We start from the raw sequence: 17292 nt of genomic DNA, 5'->3' as shown, positions 1-17292 counted from the left end.
CGCGGGTAGGGGTGGACCCACTCCGCCCGCTAGCCGCGGATCCGGGCCGCGACCTCCCGAAGGGCGACCGTTGCGGCCCGCCGGTCCACCCGGGTCGGCTCGCCGCCGTCGAGCACCTGTTCGCCGGCCACCCACACGTCCCGGACCAGGCGGGACCCGCCGGCCCACACGAGGTTGGACAGCAGCTGGGCGTCGTCCTCCGGTGCGACGAAGGTGGGGTCGTCCAGGTCCACGTGCACGATGTCGGCCCAGCGGCCCGCCTCGAGCGTGCCGAGGTCGTCGCGGCCGATCGCGGCTGCGCCGTCCCGCGTGGACATCAGCAGCAGCTCGGCGGCGGTGAGGGCGGCGGCGTCCCCGCTGCCGACGCGGGCGAGCAGGCCGGCGAGGCGGGCCTCGGCCCACAGGTCGAGGTCGTCGCCGGACGCGGGTCCGTCGGTGCCGAGGCCGACGCGCACCCCGGCCCGGCGCAGCGCCGTCACCCGGGCGATGCCGGCGGCGAGCTTGGCGTTGGATCCCGGGCAGTGGGCCACCGCGGCGCCCCGCGAGGCGAGCAGGGCGATGTCGGCCTCGGAGAGGTGCACGGCGTGGGCGGCGATGACCCGGCCGCCGAGCGCGCCGACCTCGTCGAGCAGGGCTGGCACGGATCCGTGCGACTCGCGCTGCGCGCGGTCCTCCTCCGTCGTCTCGGCCACGTGGATGTGCATCAGCGCGTCCCGGGCGCGGGCGTGTTCGGCCACCGACGCGAGTGCGTGCGGCGGGAGCGTGTACGCCGCGTGCGGGCCGTAACCGAGCTCGATCCGCTCCCCCGGCCCGGATCGGACGCCCACCGCGTCGATGCGGGCGGACACGTCGTCGCGCATCTGCTCCCAGGTGCCGAGGCGGTCCCATCCGGGCGCGGCGATGATCCCCGGCGTCAGCACCACCCGGGACCCGACCGCCGACACGGCGTCGATGACGGCGTCGGTGAAGAAGTACATCTCGACGCTCGTGGTGCAGCCGGTGCGCAGCAGCTCGACGCAGCCGGACGTCATGGCGACCTGCACGTCGGGGGCCTCGAGGCGGCCCTCGGCCGGCCACATCACGTCCTGCAGCCAGCGCATGAGCGGGAGGTCGCCGCCCATGCCGCGCAGCGCGATCATCGGGGTGTGGGCGTGGGTGTTCACCAGGCCGGGCAGCAGCGCACCCGGCAGCGTCCGCACGGGCGCGGTGCTGGTGGGCGCCGTCGCCCGCGGGCCGACGTGCGCGATCCGTCCCTGCTCGTCGACGTCCACGACCGCGTCGCGCAGGACCGAGCACTGGGGGTCGCACGGCAGCACGACCGGCGCGACGAGCCGCGCTCCGCTCACCCGCCCCGCCGGCTCCGCAAGCTCCGCCGGCTGCCATCCCCCGGGCGTCATCTCCGCGGCTCCAGCAGCGAGCGCAGCGAGCGGAACGGCGGCAGCCAGGCGCCGGTGTCGGGCAGCGTGTCGAGGGTGATGCGCGGGAGCGGCTCGCGGAACACGCCCTCGATGTCCTCGAGGTCCACGAAGTCGATCACCTCGGAGTTGAGCGCGAAGCTCGCGTGCTCGCGGAACCCGATGACGGTGACGGTCGTGCCGGCAGCGTCGAGCTCTTCGAGGGGCTCGCGGAACGCGCGGCCGTCGCCGGACGCGACCACGAGGTGCCGCAGGGCACCTTCCATCGCGCGGAACCTGATGTGGGCGAGCATGTCGTCGTCGACATCGGAGTCCTCGGTGAGCTTCGGTTTCGCGAACACCGCGAAGCCCACGTTGCGCAGAGCCTCGACCCACGGCCGGACGACCTCGGTGCTGCCCGGTGCCACGTTGGTGAACACGGTGGCCTCGGCCACCGCGTCCGGCCCGGCGAGCTCGAGCAACCAGCGGCCGACGGCGTCGAACCGCGGCCGGAACGCCGCCGTGGGGCGCGCCCCGAGCAGCGAGCCGAGGCTCATGTCCATGTTCGGCGCGTCCCACACGAGGAGCACGCGTGGTGTCGGGGTCGCCGTCCCGGTCGGGATCATCGGACGACCCTATCCGGATGGCATCCTGTGGTGATGGACGAGCTGCGCGACCGCTGCGCCGCCCAGATCCGCGATCTGCACCGGGTGATCGAGGACTGGCTCACGGGTCGCGCGCCTCGCACTGCCGAAGCGTTCGCCGCGTTCGCCGACGCGCACTCCCCCGAGTTCACGATGGTCCCGCCGGACGGTGCGCTGCTCGGCAGGGACGAGCTCCTGCCCGGGTTCGAGAGCGCGCACGGCACCGCTCCCGGCCTGCGGATCCGCATCTCCGACGTCGCGCTGGTCCACGCCGACACCGGCGGGATCCTGGTCACCTACGAGGAGTGGCAGGACGGACCGGCCGGGAAGTCGGGCCGCCGCAGCACGGTGCTGCTGGAGCCGCACACTTCCGCGCCGCACGGCCTGCGGTCGCGGCACCTGCACGAGACGTGGATCGACCGTGGACGATGAGCTCGAGGTCGCCCGGCAGACCGCCGCGGCGATGGAGCGGGCCGATGGCGCCGGCCGTGGGGTGGGCGTGCGCCTGCTCGACGTCGCGCCGGGCCGGGCGCGTGTCGCGCTGACGGTCGAGGAACGGCACGTCAACGGGCACGGCATCTGCCACGGCGGGTACCTCTTCTTCCTCGCCGACGCCGCACTCGCCTACGCGTCCAACAGCTACGGCACGTCCGCCGTTGCGGCCGGCGCCGACATCACGTTCCTGCGTCCCGTCACGCTCGGCGCCGAGCTCGTCGCCGAGGCGGTCGAGCGGGCGCGCACCGGCCGGTCGGGGCTGTACGACGTCACGGTCCGCGCCGGTGACGAGGCCGTGGCGGAGTTCCGCGGCCGCACCCGGCAGGTGCCGGGCCTGCCCCCGCCTGCCTGAGATCGGGGATCAGCAGGGAGCGGTGAAGTTCGGCGGTGTCGCGCCGTCGCCGTAGTCGCCCTTGTTGTTGTAGAACACCAGCTCGTTGGTGCTGGCGACGTTCCCGCACATCCGCCCGGTGGGGACGAGCGAGTTGAACTGCAGGGCATAGGGGGCGTCGGAGATCTCGTTGTTCACCAGGCTGTTGCCGCCCTTGTCCCACTCGGCGCCGTCGGACTTGATCTTCACGCCGACGCCGGCGCTGCTGAAGATCTTGTTGTCCCGCACGATGTTGGCGTGCCCGCGCAGCTCGACGTTGCTGCCCTGGAACTCGATCGGCTCGGTGTTGCCGTAGCAGCTGTTGAGCAGGAGCACGTTGTCGTGCGCGTTCTCCTTGACGTTGAAGCATTCCGAGCCGAACGTGCGGATCACGTTGTGGATGACGACGTTCACCGAGCTGGTGTCGTTGTCGTGCATGGGCTGGGTGGTGGACTTCGGGCTGGTGCCGATGTAGACACCTTCGCCGTTGTGGTACCCGAACCGCTCGTTGGCCGGATCCTTCTTGCCGAACACCCCGCAGTGCTCGATCAGGGAACTGATGACGAGGTTGTGGTGGGAGTTGTTCCGGAACCGCACGCACTCGGTGCCGGCCCGCCGCAGGTACATGTTGCTGATGGTGATGCCGGTGATGTCGCGCGACGTGTCGGCCGAGCCCACGTAGACGAGCTTGCTGTCCTTCACCTGTGCCTGGATGCTGTCCTTGAACGCGGTGATGGTGGCGATGTCGGCGGGGAACTCGGTGTCGCGCAGCGCTTCCTGTCCGTCGATGGTGAACCCGTCGAGCGTGTAGAAGCTGTGGTCGATGTTGAAGATGCGCCCCGTGCCGTAGAGGACCGCCTTCCGGCGCCCGGCCACGTCCGTGCCCACCTCGGGGCCCTTGATCGTGATCGGGGCACCGGGACGCCCGCCGACGACCGTTCGCGGCTGTTCGCGGTACTCACCGGGTGCGAGGTTGATCCGCGTGCCCGGCGTCGCCTTGTTCAGCGCGGCCTGGATGGTGCGCAGCGGCGCTGCGGCGGAACCGTCGTTCGCGTCGTCGCCTGCCGGGTCGACGTACAGCTGCACCCGCGGAAAAGGCGGGAGGACGTCGTCGACGAGTTCGTCGACGTCCCGGGGAAGCAGATCGAGGAGGCCGTCCAGGTGCGGGAGCGGCTCGATGGCGAGCTCATCGTGAACCTGCGGTGCTGTGCCCGGCACCGGGCCGGCCGCCTGGGCTTCCGCCACGGTTCCGGTCAGGAACGTCGCAGCGACCATTGCTGCGGCGGAAAGCACCTTCGTCACTTGCACGTCCTCCCGGAGTGCCAGCCCAGAACGAATGTGTGGCCATGCTGGATCGGGAGCGTATACAGATGGTCCGATGCCCTCGCCCGCGGCCCGCACGAACGGGTGAGAAACCACTCCTCAGGTTGAGGAACGAGGGGTCGGGAGGAGAAATGCGGGCCGGGTGCTCGGGTCCGGTTCGTCGTAGTAGCGGTGGTAGACGGGCGTGAGGCCGCCGGATACCGGCGGCACGATCCAGCTCCAGTCGGCGGGGCAGCGTCGACCAGCCCGCTCCTCGCGCTCGACGTGGGTGAGGAAGCGGCGCGACTCGCTGTGGTGGTCCGCCATCGTCACGCCCGCGACGTCGAAGGAGTGCTGGACGGCGCGCACCATCTCGACGAGGGCACGGTCGCGCCAGAGCGTGCGCTCCGAGCTCGTGTCCAGCCCGAGCCGCTCCGCGATGACCGGGAGGAGGTCGTAGCGATCGGCGTCGACGAGGTTGCGGGCGCCGATCTCCGTACCGAGGTACCAGCCGTTGAACGGAGCGGCCTGGTACGTCACCCCGCCGATCTCCAGCGGCATGTTGCTGATCGCGGGCACGGCGTGCCAGCGCAGCCGCAGCTCGGCGAACCACGCGTGGTCGGGGTGGGTCAGCGGGACCTCCAGCACCGCGTCGGGCGGCAGCTCGAAGACCTCCGGCTCGCAGTCGCCGTCCGCGATCAGCAACGGCAGCACGTCGAAGCGGCCAGGAGGGTCGGGGCGCTGCCAACCGAGCGCGACGGCGCGGTCGGTGAATTCGGTGTACTTGCCGTCCCCCCGCACGGCGCCGCTCGGCATCCGGTGCCCGGCGTAGCGCACCAGCTGGTCGTTGTGGATGCGCGGCCCGGGAGCACCGGGGCGGTCGGGGGCGAAGACCGTGATCGTCGAGCGGATCCGCCCACCTCGAGTGGCGACCCGCAGGTGCTCCACGCACTCGGCGGCGACGTCAGCGGGAGTGCGCACGTGCCGGCGGTCGCGGACGTGGAGGCTCCTCCAGTACAGCCTGCCGATGCAGCGGGCCGCGTTGCGCCATGCGACCCGGGCGCCGAACTCCAGCTCCTCGGTCGTGTGCGCGTAGGTGCCGGTGGCGTCGATCTCTTCCCGGATCCGCCGGATCCGCCGGGCGAGCGGCACGGACGGCTCGGCCTCGGCGTGGAACCGGGTCAGGAACTCCAGTGCCGCCTCCGGGTCGACGACGGAGGGCGCCGGCGTTGCGTGGGTGACGGGGCACGTTCGAGGAGCGGGAACCGCAGCGTTCGTGGCGATGAGCGTCAACCCGCAGCCTTCCTCACGCCGATCAGGGCCGCAGACCTTCCTACCCGGTCACGTTCCGTCGTCGCGAGGTGCGTCCGCGTGACGGGTCCGGTACATGAGGTCACGCACGGTTCGCCCTTCGATCCGTGCGCGCTGCTCGAACTTCGTGACAGGTCGCCAGTCCGGGCGCGGGGTCCAGCCGCCGGCTTCGCCGGCCCCGGTGTTCACGAGCGCCGGTTCGGCGTCGCACACCGCCCGCATCTGCGTGGCGTAGTCGTCCCAGTCGGTGGCGAGGTGCAGGAAGCCGCCGGGCTCCAGCCGGGATGCCGCGAGCGCGACGAAGTCGCGCTGGACCAGGCGGCGCTTGCGGTGGCGCCGCTTGGGCCACGGGTCGGGGAAGAAGATCCGGATCCCGCCGAGCGACGCGGGTGGTACCCGCTCCCGGAGCAGGGCGACGGCGTCGCCGCGCAGCAGGGCGACGTTGGTGACCCCGGTGTCCGCGAGCCGCATCAGCAGCTGCGCGAGCCCCGGCTCGTACACCTCGACCGCGATGTGGTCCACGTCCGGCGCGGCCGCGGCCATCGCCGCCGTGGACTCCCCCATCCCCGATCCGATCTCCAGCACCAGTGGGGCCCTGCGCCCGAACCAGGCAGGCGGGTCGTACGGCTCGGCGCCGCTCAGGATGTCGCCGACGTCCCGGCCGCGCTCCGGCCACCAGCGGTCCCACGCGTGCTGCTGACCCTCGGTGAGCCGGCTGCGGTGGTGGACGAAGGTCGGGACCGGCGGGTGCGCTGCCTCAGTCACCGGTCTGCGGGCGGGAGGCCTCGGCGGCGGGCAACCGCACGCCGGACGTGGCGCCGGGGAGCTTGCCGCGCACGTAGCCGGCGGTGGTGCAGGCCAGCGCGGTGACGACGGCGGCCGCGGACGACACGCGGCCCTCCTTGAGCTCGCGCAGCACGGCGGTGGGCAGCACCCGCGCCACGTAGCTGCGCTCGGTGGACAGGGCGTCGTCGCTGCCCACGAGCTTGGAGACGGCCGCCTTCGACAGGCCTTCCGCCCAGCTGCGGCGGCGCAGGTAGGCCCACTCGATGCGGTCGCGGCTCACCCGGTGGTCGACGACGGCGGCCGGCTCGAACAGGATCCGGATCTTCTCGCCCGCCCGGTGGTAGTGCTGCCGGGCCCGGATGCAGAGCTCGGTCTCCTCGCAGCCGAGGGGGTTCTTCCCGATGCGCCCGATGTCCTCCGCGAAGCCGCCGACGCGCTCGAACACTTCGCGTCGGAACGACATGTTGCACCCCATGAGGTTGCGCACCTCGGCCTGGCGCAACGGCTGGCCGGTGTAGGTGCACCCCACGATCCAGTCGAGCTCGCCGGTGCCGTTCGGGTCGTACGGTGCGGCGCCGGGCAGCACCCGCGGCCGGTTGACGGGCCAGCGCGGGTGCGCCACCCCGCCCACGGCCTTGACGGTCGGGTCGCTGTAGGGCGCGAGCAGCGCGGCGAGCCAGCCGGGCCGGGCCGCGGCGTCGTCGTCGAGGAACACCACGACGTCGCCGGTCGCCTCGGCGATGGCGGTGTTGCGCGCGCCGGACAGCCCCTGCTTGTGGGCGTTCGGCAGCACGCGCACGCCGCGCGGGCCGAACTCCTGCTGCGCTCGCGAGAGCAGCGCCGGGTTGTGGTCGACGATCACCAGCGTTTCCGCCGGCGTCACGTCCTGCGCGGCGACCGAGCCGACGGCGGCGACGATGTCGTCCCACCGCTTCTCGGTGTACACGCAGACCACGACGGTCGCCGTGACGGCCGGACTGTCCACGGGTGGTCTCCTCCTACCGGGCGACTGCTGGTCAGAAGCGGCGGGCGGACTTGCGGCGGTCGGCCCGCCGGTGCTCGGCCAGAAGGGTACGCAGCACGCGCGCGCCGTCGGCGAAGGTGCGCAGGTTGGTGTCCCCGAACACGCGCTGCCGCTCGATCGAAGGCACCTCGGTGATCTTGAGCCCGGCAGCGGCCACCCGGCAGTTCAGCACCGTCTCGATCTCGAAACCGTCGCCCCAGAGCATCCCGTCGGTCGGCGCCGGTGCGTCGATCGGCGGTAGTTCGAGCAGCGGGAGCAGGTCGGCCCAGAACGCGTTGTAGCCGTAGCAGAGGTCGGTGTAGCTGGTGCCGAACAGTGCGTTCACGACGCCGTTGAGGCCGGCGTTGCCGGACTTGCGCAGCAGCGTGATGTCGTCGCTGCCACCGCCAGGGGTGAAGCGGCTGCCCTTCGCGAAGTCCGCCCCCGCCACCAGCGCGGAGACGAACGCGGGGATCTCGGACGGGTCGGCGGAGCCGTCGGCGTCGAACATGACGATGACGTCACCCGTTGCCGCGGCGAACCCGCAGGCCATGGCGTTGCCCTTGCCCTTGCGGGTCTGCGTGATCACCCGGACCCACGGGAGCACCCGCTTGGCCGTCTCGACGGTGCCGTCGGTGGAGTTGCCGTCGACCACGATGATCTCGTGGACCGTCGGCCGCACCGCGGCGATCGCCGGGAGCACGATCTCGAGGTTGCGCGCCTCGTTCCGGGTGGGGACCACCACCGAGACGGTCGGGAACGGGGTTCGACGGCGCTGAGCGTGCGGTCGCGGTAGGCGGATCGTTCGTTGCGCGTGCAGCTCCGAGGGAGCCGGGCCGCCGTAGGCGACCGCACGGGCGGATGAAACGGCGCTCACACATCCTCCAGACGGGTCCGCTCCAGCGGGACAACGAAGCCGTCCCGCGCCGGTTGCGGGTGACGGGGAGCAGGTCGCCCGTCCGGGCAACCGCTCCGGTAGCTCATCGCTGTGCGCTGGACCGAGGTCACGTTCTTGTGACGCACGGGAGCGCTGGGGGGTTGCCTCCTTCCTCGAATCGCTCCGGAGAGTGGGCCGCGCCGGCCCCCGCGCGGCGCGGTCGGCACCCAGCGCGACCTCGTCACTCGGGCGGGTGTCGCCGGGGGGAGCGGTCCTTCTCGATCACTGTGCCCGTCCGGCTCGTACCCCATCTGAGGCCGCCTGTCCCGTCCTCAGCCGCCGTTATCGTTTGGTGATCTTCAACAGGTAGCGCTACGGAGCTCGCGGGGTGTGTGGAGCGCGAATGATTCCGGCATGGGCACCGATCCGTACGTGGCGCTGGCGTCCGAGCTGAACCTGCTGGGCAGGCGGCTCGACTGGCTGGGCGCCGAGTTGCTGCGGCTACGTGCCGCCGGTGCGGCCGGGGCGGGTGTTCCGGGGACTGAGGGGATCCCCGGGACGCCCGCAGGCGCTGTGCCGGTCGCCCAGGGATGGCCGGTTGCCCATGAACGGCCCCGTCCGCCGGGGACGGACGGGCCGGAGCAGGCGCCCGCGGGCCCCGGGGGCGGTCCGCGGGCGCCACGCTCGCAGATGTCGGGCGCGCGCGTGCTCGCCTGGACGGGTGGCGGGGTGACGCTGCTCGGCGTCGTCCTGCTGCTCGCGCTCGCCGCGTCCCGGGGGTGGTTCGGGCCGGTGGGGCGCGTGACGAGCGGCGCGGTGCTCGGCGTCGCGCTGATCGGTCTCGCGCTGCGCCTGCACCGGAGGCCGGACGCCCGGGTCGGTGCGCTCGCGCTGGCCGGCACCGGCTTCGCGACGCTCTACCTCACCGTCGCCGCCGCCACCGAGCTGTACGAGTTCCTGGCGCCCGGGCCCGCGCTGCTGGTGGCGCTGGGGGTCGCCGCGGGCGGGCTGGGGCTCGCCGACCGGTGGCGGGCGCAGCTGCTCGGCTGCGGCGTGGTGGTCGGTGCGGCGGCGCTGGCGCCCTTCCTCGTGTGGAGCTGGCTGCTGGTCGCGCTCGTGCTGGCGCTGCAGCTCGCGGCGCTCCCTGTCGTGCTGCGACGCCGCTGGCCCGTGCTCGCGCTCGTGGCCGCGGCCGGCCCGGCGCTGTACGGAGCGGCCGTGGGGGGCCTGGCGGAGGCGAGCGAGCGCGTGCCCACCGTCGCCGTCGCCATCGGCGCGCTCGTCGCGGGGCTCGCCACCGCACTGCCGGCGGCCCGGGTGCTGTCGGCCCGTGCGGTGGGAGCGCTCGTGGCCGCCGCGCCGGCGCCGGTGCTGATGACGTCGCTCGCGTGGGGCGGATGGGAAGGTGCCGCGCTCGCCGCGGTCGCGGTTGTGGCGCTCGGCGCCTTCGCGGCGGTACCGGGCACCGCGCGCATCGGGGGATGGAAGCCGGCGGAGCCTGCGGAGCCGGCGGGGCGGGTGAGGACGGTCAGGGTGGTGGCCGTCGCCGCGGCCGCGGTGGCGCTGTTCCAGGCCACCCTCGTCGCGTTCGACGGATCCACGGCCACCGTCCTGCTGCTCGGGCAGGCGATCGTCGCCTCGGTGCTGGCCGCCCAGCTGCGGGCCCGCCTGCCGCTCGCGGTCGGCACGGCGTACGGCGTGGTCGCGGTGCTGATCGCGCTCGGCCGCGACGCGCCGCTCGAGCGCCTCGTCCGGTTCCCCTCCTCCGCCTACGCCGGATCGCTCGTCACCGGGGCCGCGGTGTCCGCGCTGGTACTGGTGTTCGCGGTGGCGGTGCTGGTGGCAGGCGCGCGGGTCGGGCTGGTGCGCGCGGATCCGGCCTCCGCCCCGATGTGGGTGCCGGCCGGCGTCGTGGGCCTCTACGGGGCGACGTCGCTCGTGGTCACGCTCGCCCTGCTCGTGTCGGACGACCGCACCGGGTTCACCGCGGGGCACGCGCTCGTCACCGTCTCGTGGACGGTGCTGGCGCTCGTGCTGCTCGCCAGGGGCATCCACCGGCCGGCGCTGCGGATCGCCGGGATGGTGCTGGTCGCGTCCGCCGTGTTGAAGCTCGTGCTGTTCGACCTGGTCGCGCTCGACGGCCTGGCGCGCGTGGCGGCGTTCCTCGGTGCGGGCCTCGTGCTGCTGGCGGCGGGCACGCGGTACGCGCGACTCGTGGCCAACGCCGAAGCGGAGGCGAAGTAGGGGATTGCTGTCTTGTCAGATCGTTGAACGATCTATAGCCTCGGCGACGGCGCTACCGAGGCAGGGGTGTAGGTGGATACCGAGACCGAGCTGGGTACCACGGGGCAGGCGAGCCGCGTCTTCTTCGCGCTTAGCGACGTGACACGACGCAGGCTCCTCGACCGGTTGCTCGACGAGGACGGCCAGCGTCAGGCCCAGCTCACCGCGGGCCTGAACGTCTCCCGGCAGGCCGCGGTCAAGCACCTCGAGATCCTCGAGCAGGCGCACCTCGTCACCGTCGACCGCGGCGGTCGCGGGGTGGTGTACCGGCTCAACCGCTTCCCGCTGCGCACGGTCAAGTCGGCGTGGATCGACCGGTTCACCGAGCACCGCGTCCGGATCGACTGCGGCCCCTGAACCGCGGGGCCCCCGACCGTTCACGCTCGCACACGTTCTCGCCCGATCCGGCCCCAGCGGGGCGGGCGCCTGCGAGCCTGCGTCGTATGCCCGACCGCTACGCCGAAGCCGTGCAGGCCCGTCGCCGCGAGCTGCGCGAGCTGCGGGAGCGGCTCGCCGGCGGCCACCGAGGTGAGCTGCGCAGCTGCCTCGCCCTGAGCAGGCTCGCGGCGGCGGGTCACGCGTCCGCATCGCTCGCCGCCCTGCGCCGCGAGGCGGCAGAGCACATCCGCCGGGGTGACCGCGTCGCCCGCGACCGGTTGCCCGACCACGTCACGGCCGCCGTCGACGGGATCGCGGCTGCCACCGCTGCCCGCTGGGCGGTCGAGCTGGGCCCACCGCTGCGCCGCATCGCCACCGAGCGCGGGCTGACCATGGCACCGGGCTGGCTCCGCCTGCCCGTGCCGCGGGCGCCCGGCCCACCGCCGCCGCCGGAACCCGCCCCGCCGAGCCCCACACTCATCGCCGGCGTGATCGAGGGGGCTGCGCTCGGGCGGCTCGCCCTGTTCCCGCTCGCCGCGCTGCCGCTCGTCGGCCTGCCGGCGCTCGGTGGTCCGGCGCTCGCGCCGCTCGCCGTTGGAGTCGGGCTCACCGCGCTCGTCGTCGCCGCCCGCTCCCGGCGGCTCGCGGCCGAACGGGAGCGCCTGCGCCGCAGGGTCGAGCAGGTCGTCGTGGCGGGGGCCGCCGCGATCGAGGCCGACCTGGACCGCAGGCTGGTCGAGCTCGAACCCGGTGTCTCAGCCGCCCTGGACGCCGCGGTGCTGCGCAGGCGCGCCGCGGTCGACCGCGAGCTGGCGGCGCTCGCGCCCGAGCGGGCCGGCAGCCGTGGATGAGCCGGGCCGGGTCCCCGAGGAGGCCCCGGAGGCAGGAGCAGACGTCGGCGCGGGGTTCGACACCGACGGCGACGGCACACCCGACACCCTCGTCACCGTCGACGGGATCGATCTCGTGGTCGCGATCGACCTCGACGGCGACCGCTTCGCCGACCAGGTGCTGCGGATCGGCCCGGACGCAGGCGTCCGGGAGCAGCCGGTGGGCGCCTGGTTCTCGGAGCCCGACGACGCGGGAGATCAGTAAGTTGGTGGGGTGGCCACCGATCGCATCGACCCGGAGTTCCGCGCGCTCCCGCTGTCCGCGCTGGCCGACGCCGCGCTGGGTCGGGCACGCGAGCTCGGTGCGCAGCACGCCGACCTGCGCGTCGAGCGGATCCAGTCGCAGGGGATCGACCTGCGGGACGGCTCGGTCACCGGCGTGAGCGACACCACCACCGTCGGCCTCGCGGTGCGGGTGATCGTCGACGGCGTGTGGGGCTTCGCCTCGCACGTCGAGCTCACCCCGGAGCGCGCCGCCTCCACCGCGGAGCGGGCCGTCGACGTGGCGCGCACGCTCGCGCCGGTGGCCGTCGAACGGGTCGAGCGGACCGACGAGCCCGTGCACGCCGGTGCCGAGTGGGTGTCGGCGTACGACGTCGATCCCTTCGCGGTGCCCGTGCGGGACAAGGTCGCGCTGCTCGCGGAGTGGTCGGGGCGGCTGCTCGCCTCCGACGGCGTCGACCACGTGCACGCGGCGGTCGCGCAGGTCCGGGAGAACAAGTTCTACGCCGACACGGCGGGCACGAGCACCGTCCAGCAGCGGGTGCGGATCGGGCCGTCGGTCGTGGCCACCGCCGTCGACCGCGCGGCCGGCGGCTTCGAGACCATGGCCTCGCTCGCCCCGCCGGCCGGCCGGGGCTGGGAGTACCTCACCGGCACCGGCTGGGACTTCGACGACGAGCTGTCCCGGATCCCGGAGCTGCTCGCCGAGAAGGTGAAGGCACCATCGGTCGAGGCCGGGGCCTACGACCTGGTGATCGACCCGACGAACCTGTGGCTCACCATCCACGAGTCGGTCGGCCACGCCACCGAGTACGACCGCGCGATCGGGTACGAGGCGGCGTACGCGGGCACCAGCTTCGCCACGCCCGACCAGCTCGGCAGGCTGCGGTACGGCTCTGAGCTCATGCACGTCACGGGTGACCGCACGGTGGCCCACGGCCTCGCCACCATCGGCTACGACGACGACGGCGTGGCCACCACCGAATGGGACCTCGTCCGCGACGGCGTGCTGGTGGGCTACCAGCTCGACCGCACGTTCGCGCCGCGCCTCGGGCTCGACCGCAGCAACGGGTGCGCCTTCGCCGACTCGCCGCACCACGTGCCGATCCAGCGGATGGCGAACGTGTCCCTGCGACCGGACCCGGCGCGGGACACCAGCGTCGACGAGCTGATCGCCGGCGTCGACCGCGGCATCTACGTCGTGGGCGACAAGTCCTGGTCGATCGACATGCAGCGCTACAACTTCCAGTTCACCGGCCAGCGCTTCCACCGCATCGAGGGCGGGAAGCTCGCCGGGCAGCTGCGCGACGTCGCCTACCAGGCCACCACCACGGACTTCTGGGGCTCGATGGACGCCGTCGGCGGCCCGTCCACCTGGCAGCTGCACGGGGCGATGAACTGCGGGAAGGCCCAGCCGGGGCAGGTAGCCCCGGTGAGCCACGGGTGCCCGGCCGCCCGGTTCCGCGGGGTGAACGTGCTGAACACGCTGGAGGAGGGCCGATGACCGGCGTCATCCGGCCGCAGGAGGTCGTCGAACGCACCCTCGCCGCGGCGCGGCACCTGCACGGGTGCGCCGTGCTCGTGCGCGAGTCGAGCGAGGCGGCGCTGCGGTGGGCCAACTCGACGATGACGACGAACGGGCACACGACGTCCCGGCGCACCACGGTGATCGCGTTCGTCGCGGTCGAGGGTGGCGTCGCCGCCGGTGTGGTGAGCTCGAGCGTCGCGGTCACCGAAGCGGCCCAGCTGCAGGAGCTGGTGCGCGCCGCCGAAGCTGCGGCGCGGGACGCGGGTCCGGCGAAGGACGCCTCGCCGCTCGTCGAGCCGGATGCCGACGGCCCGTCGTGGGACGAGCCGGCGGTCGAGACGTCGATCGGGGTGTTCGGCCCGTTCGCCGAGGGTCTGGCCGAGGTGCTGGCCGGGCCGCACCGCCAGTACGGCTTCGCCTCCCATGAGCTCTCCACGGTGTGGCTCGGCACCTCCACGGGGATCCGCAGCCGCTGGGTGCAGCCCACCGGCTCGGTGGAGCTGAACGCCAAGACCCAGGACCTGAACGGGTCGGCCTGGACGGGGGTGTCCACCGCCGACTTCACCGACGTCGACGTCCGCGCGCTGGCCGCCGAGGCCGACCGCCGCCTGGCCTGGAGCAACCGGCGCGTCACGCTGCCGGCCGGGCGGTACGAGACCTTGCTGCCGCCGTCCGCCGCCGCAGATCTGATGGTCTACCTCGCCTGGTCGATGGAGGGCAGGCCCGCGCAGGAGGGGCGCAGCGCGCTGGCCGGCCCGGACGGGCCACGGGTCGGGGAGAAGCTCACCGCGCTGCCGCTCACGCTCGCCAGCGACCCGGCCGCTCATGGCCTGGAGTACGAGCCGTTCCTCACCGCCACCCGCTCCGGCGAGGGCGTCTCGGTCTTCGACAACGGCGCGCCCACCCGCAGAGCGGAGTGGGTCGGCGAGGGCTCGATCGGTGAGCTCGTCTACTCCCGCGCCGAGGCGGCGGAGTTCGGCACGCGGTTCACACCGGCAGGCGGGAACCTGCTGCTCACCGGCGGGTCGGCGGACTCGATCGCCGACATGGTCGCCCGCACCGAGCGCGGCCTGCTGCTCACCTGCCTCTGGTACATCCGCGAGGTCGACCCCACCACCCTCCTGCTCACCGGGCTCACCCGCGACGGCGTCTACCTGGTGGAGCACGGGGAGGTCGTGGGCGAGGTCGACCACAACTTCCGCTTCAACTACTCGCCCCTCGACGTGCTGCGACGCACCACCGAGGTCGGCGCAACCGAACGCACGATCCCGCGGGAGTGGAAGGACTGGTTCACGCGCACGGCCATGCCGCCGGTCCGGGTTCCGGAGTTCAACATGTCGTCGGTGTCGCTCGGACGATAGGAACGAATCGGCGAACGGCCTGCGCGCAGATCATCCGATCGGAGGTGTCCTGCGTCACAGTCGATTCGGCCGTTCGACCCCGGTCGCCGAACCGGTCGGCGCGTCGACGAGCCAACCGACACCCCACGGGCCTGCTTTGCCGTTGACTGACTCGACAGCGCCGACGTCGTCGCCAGGTCGCTGGACCGGGAAGGGGCGAGGAGTGTCGTTCGAGGTTGTGAGCGCATACACCCTGCTCGTCGGGGACGCGGACGAGCCCGCCACCGTCAGCGTGCACAGCACGGCAGATGACGCATGGCGGGCGCTCGACCGTGAGGTGCGCAGGCGGTGCGGCATGCGCCCGCGGCCCCGTCGCCGCGCGGATGCGGATGCCACCACCCGCCTGGCCAACGCATGGCGGGCCGGCGACCCGGAGGGCCGGTACTGGAACGTCACGGTCCACCGGCTGCCCATCCCGCTCCCGGTGATCGCCCGCGAGGCGATGGTCTCGGGCCGCTGAGCCCGCACGAGGCGGGTCAGGCCCGAGCGAGTCCCGGCAGGTGTGGGCTCGCCGGCGACGAACACCGCGCGGCGGCGCCGGAGCGTGCCGAGGGGGCCACAGCCCCGACGGCACGCCCCGGACGGCTCCGCGGCGCCGTATCAGGCTCCGAGTAGTCCCTGCCCGACGAACTCGCCTTCGACGCACCCGGCCGGGATGACGAAGGCCGCCGACCCGACGTGGGTGACCCACAGGTTCATCACGTCGGACTCCGCGAGGCGGGCCTGCACCGGCACGAATGCGGTGGCCGCGTCCGCCTGGTAGGCGGCGAACAGCTGCCCGGCATCCGGCTTCCCGTCCGCGGTCGGCCCGTCGTCGTAGCTGTACCCGCGCCGCAGCATCCGCTCGGCCGGGGTCCGCGCCTTGGCCCGTGCGACGTGGGCGCTCGCCGCCACGACGGGCATGCCGCGCCCGTCGACCGCGAGCGGGTCGACCTCGTCGAACTCGCCGCCACCGGTCACCGGGGCGCCGGTGTCGAGGCGGCGGGCGACGGCCATCTCCTTCCCCACGCGGCCGAAGTCGTCCCACGTGTCGAGGTCCATCCGGATCCGGCGCAGAACGAGCATGCTGCCGCCGACGAGCCACGACGGCCCGTCGCGAACCCACACCGCCTCGGCCAGCTCCGGGGAGCCGGCGGCCGGGTTGGCGGTGCCGTCGCGCTGCCCGAAGAGGTTGCGCGGCGTCGTCCCGGCCGGCTCGGACCCGCGGGCGGGGTTGAACCCGCGCTGCATCCAGCGCACGGAGGTGACGCTGCGGGCGTCGCGGACCAAGCGGCGCACCGCGTACGACAGCGGCACCGGATCGTCCGAGCAGACCTGCAGGAGCAGGTCCCCGCCGGACCATCGCGGTTCGAGCCGATCGGTCGGGAAGGTGGGCAGCTCCCGGACCACCGCGGGGCAGTCCCCGCCACGACCGACGGCGTCGAACAGCCCCGGCCCGAACCCGAAGGTCACCGTGAGCCGCGACGGCAGCGCCGGGAGCTCCGGGTCCTCGGCCGCGAGCGGAGGGCGCCCGCTCATCAGCCGTGCTGCGTCGTCGCTGAGCAACCGCATCAGCCGGCGCACATCCGCCGGTCCGGTGCCCGGGCGCAGGTCGAGACCGAGGAACACCGCGTGCGCCTGCGCCGGAAGCGTGTCGATGCCCGGCTGGTGGACGCCGTGGAACCCAATGCCCTCGGCACCCATCGGCGCCGCCGCGCTCGGGCCGGCTTCCGGCTCGGCATCCCGGGCGGCCAGCGCCGTCACGGTGCCTCCGCCGACGGCGGCGGCCGCAGCACCCAGCAGCACGGCCCGACGGCGGAGCGAGGGACCGCCCGCGCTCATCCGCCGTGCCCCTCTGAGTCGTACTTCTCCTCGCCGCCGCTGGTCTCCTTGCCCAGGGCCCTGAACGTGGTCGTGGAGCCGTCGGACAGGGAGAGCGTGACCTCGACCTGGTCACCAGGCCGGATCGGGGACGCCAAATCCATGATCATGATGTGGTTGCCGCCCGGTGCGAGCACGAACGGCGTGCCGGGCTCGATGACGAACCCGTCGGCCTTCGGCCGCATCACCATCGCCCCGTCCGCGCCGGCGGCAACCTCGTGCAGCTCGGTGCGCGGGGACGCGGACGTCTTCGCGGAGACGACGGTGACCGGGGCGGACGCGGAAGTGCTGAACGAGCCGAACACCGCCGTCATCCCCGACTCGGCGGTCTTGACCCACGGATCGGTGATGGTGACGGCGGGCGCCGCGGCCACGGCGGACGCCGCTGGGGCAGCCGGTGCGGCTGGTGCCGCGGCGCTTCGGCCGCCCGCGCAGCCGGCCAGGGCGAGCGCGGCCGCGGATGCAGCGGTGAACAGGAGCAGCCCGCGGTAGGGACGCGCGGAAGCAGACATGTGTGACCCCTCGGATCGGTACGTGGACCCGACCCGG

General features: G+C 73.5%; 18 protein-coding genes. 9 read left to right on the top strand and 9 right to left on the bottom strand.

The features are described 5' to 3' along the window. Positions 1–29: 29 nt before the first annotated feature. Together FB388_RS36650 and FB388_RS36645 are read right to left on the bottom strand one after the other, a co-directional pair. A complete protein-coding gene (locus tag FB388_RS36650; RefSeq protein WP_142107249.1) occupies positions 30–1397 on the bottom strand; it encodes an amidohydrolase family protein in 1368 nt (455 codons plus the stop codon). Beyond that, a complete protein-coding gene (locus FB388_RS36645; protein WP_142107248.1) occupies positions 1394–2020 on the bottom strand; it encodes an NYN domain-containing protein in 627 nt (208 codons plus the stop codon). Before FB388_RS36645 ends, FB388_RS36650 begins: the two co-directional genes overlap by 4 nt. A gap of 33 nt (positions 2021–2053) precedes the next feature. Between FB388_RS36645 and FB388_RS36640 the strand changes: the two genes are divergently transcribed. Together FB388_RS36640 and paaI are read left to right on the top strand one after the other, a co-directional pair. Next, the gene (locus FB388_RS36640) at positions 2054–2470 is read left to right on the top strand and encodes a DUF4440 domain-containing protein (protein WP_142107247.1); all 417 of its coding nucleotides are present in this window, start codon (positions 2054–2056) and stop codon (positions 2468–2470) included. Between the two features lie 31 nt (positions 2471–2501). Then, on the top strand, positions 2502–2885 hold the full coding sequence (gene paaI, locus FB388_RS36635) for a hydroxyphenylacetyl-CoA thioesterase PaaI (RefSeq protein ID WP_142107748.1): 384 nt from the start codon (positions 2502–2504) through the stop codon (positions 2883–2885). 9 nt (positions 2886–2894) lie between these two features. Here paaI and FB388_RS36630 read toward each other — a convergent pair whose 3' ends face one another. The 5 genes from FB388_RS36630 to FB388_RS36610 all read right to left on the bottom strand — a co-directional run bounded on the left by FB388_RS36630 (position 2895) and on the right by FB388_RS36610 (position 8050). Beyond that, entirely contained in the window at positions 2895–4205 is a 1311-nt protein-coding gene (locus FB388_RS36630; protein WP_142107246.1) for a DUF1565 domain-containing protein, read from the bottom strand. A gap of 120 nt (positions 4206–4325) precedes the next feature. After that, positions 4326–5498 (bottom strand): nitric oxide synthase oxygenase, encoded by a 1173-nt coding sequence (locus FB388_RS36625; RefSeq protein ID WP_142107245.1) that lies wholly within the window; start codon positions 5496–5498, stop codon positions 4326–4328. A gap of 48 nt (positions 5499–5546) precedes the next feature. Then, positions 5547–6281 carry a tRNA (guanosine(46)-N7)-methyltransferase TrmB gene (trmB, locus tag FB388_RS36620; protein ID WP_142107244.1) on the bottom strand — a complete coding sequence of 245 codons (735 nt, stop codon included), beginning with the start codon at positions 6279–6281 and terminating at the stop codon, positions 5547–5549. Next, positions 6274–7287, bottom strand: coding sequence for a glycosyltransferase family 2 protein (locus FB388_RS36615; RefSeq protein ID WP_142107243.1), 1014 nt, complete (start codon positions 7285–7287; stop codon positions 6274–6276). The genes trmB and FB388_RS36615 overlap by 8 nt, the downstream gene beginning before the upstream one ends. Positions 7288–7318: 31 nt before the next feature. Then, positions 7319–8050: a glycosyltransferase family 2 protein gene (locus FB388_RS36610; protein ID WP_211362444.1), complete on the bottom strand. Its 732-nt coding sequence runs from the start codon at positions 8048–8050 to the stop codon at positions 7319–7321. A gap of 546 nt (positions 8051–8596) precedes the next feature. Here FB388_RS36610 and FB388_RS36605 point away from each other — a divergent pair. From FB388_RS36605 to FB388_RS36575, 7 genes are all read left to right on the top strand, one after another. Continuing rightward, positions 8597–10426 carry a DUF2339 domain-containing protein gene (locus FB388_RS36605; RefSeq protein ID WP_142107241.1) on the top strand — a complete coding sequence of 610 codons (1830 nt, stop codon included), beginning with the start codon at positions 8597–8599 and terminating at the stop codon, positions 10424–10426. Positions 10427–10498: 72 nt separating this feature from the next. Then, entirely contained in the window at positions 10499–10822 is a 324-nt protein-coding gene (locus tag FB388_RS36600) for an ArsR/SmtB family transcription factor (protein ID WP_142107240.1), read from the top strand. A gap of 86 nt (positions 10823–10908) precedes the next feature. Further along, positions 10909–11694 (top strand): hypothetical protein, encoded by a 786-nt coding sequence (locus tag FB388_RS36595; protein ID WP_142107239.1) that lies wholly within the window; start codon positions 10909–10911, stop codon positions 11692–11694. Further along, positions 11687–11938 carry a hypothetical protein gene (locus FB388_RS36590; RefSeq protein ID WP_142107238.1) on the top strand — a complete coding sequence of 84 codons (252 nt, stop codon included), beginning with the start codon at positions 11687–11689 and terminating at the stop codon, positions 11936–11938. Before FB388_RS36595 ends, FB388_RS36590 begins: the two co-directional genes overlap by 8 nt. A 9-nt stretch (positions 11939–11947) precedes the next feature. After that, entirely contained in the window at positions 11948–13459 is a 1512-nt protein-coding gene (locus FB388_RS36585; protein ID WP_142107237.1) for a TldD/PmbA family protein, read from the top strand. After that, entirely contained in the window at positions 13456–14844 is a 1389-nt protein-coding gene (locus FB388_RS36580; RefSeq protein ID WP_142107236.1) for a metallopeptidase TldD-related protein, read from the top strand. Before FB388_RS36585 ends, FB388_RS36580 begins: the two co-directional genes overlap by 4 nt. Before the next feature lie 217 nt (positions 14845–15061). Continuing rightward, positions 15062–15343, top strand: a complete 282-nt coding sequence (locus FB388_RS36575) for a hypothetical protein (RefSeq protein ID WP_246122736.1) — start codon at positions 15062–15064, stop codon at positions 15341–15343. A gap of 140 nt (positions 15344–15483) precedes the next feature. On the opposite strand, the gene FB388_RS36570 is transcribed toward FB388_RS36575, so the two are convergent. Together FB388_RS36570 and FB388_RS36565 are read right to left on the bottom strand one after the other, a co-directional pair. Continuing rightward, the gene (locus FB388_RS36570) at positions 15484–16704 is read right to left on the bottom strand and encodes a Dyp-type peroxidase (RefSeq protein WP_142107234.1); all 1221 of its coding nucleotides are present in this window, start codon (positions 16702–16704) and stop codon (positions 15484–15486) included. Continuing rightward, complete coding sequence (locus tag FB388_RS36565) at positions 16701–17255, bottom strand: copper chaperone PCu(A)C (RefSeq protein ID WP_142107233.1); 555 nt, start codon at positions 17253–17255, stop codon at positions 16701–16703. The genes FB388_RS36570 and FB388_RS36565 overlap by 4 nt, the downstream gene beginning before the upstream one ends. Positions 17256–17292: the final 37 nt, after the last annotated feature.

Origin of the sequence: Pseudonocardia cypriaca, from assembly GCF_006717045.1 — a bacterium.
In the GTDB taxonomy this organism is placed as follows: domain Bacteria; phylum Actinomycetota; class Actinomycetes; order Mycobacteriales; family Pseudonocardiaceae; genus Pseudonocardia; species Pseudonocardia cypriaca.
This window is presented reverse-complemented; position numbering and strand designations above follow the sequence as displayed.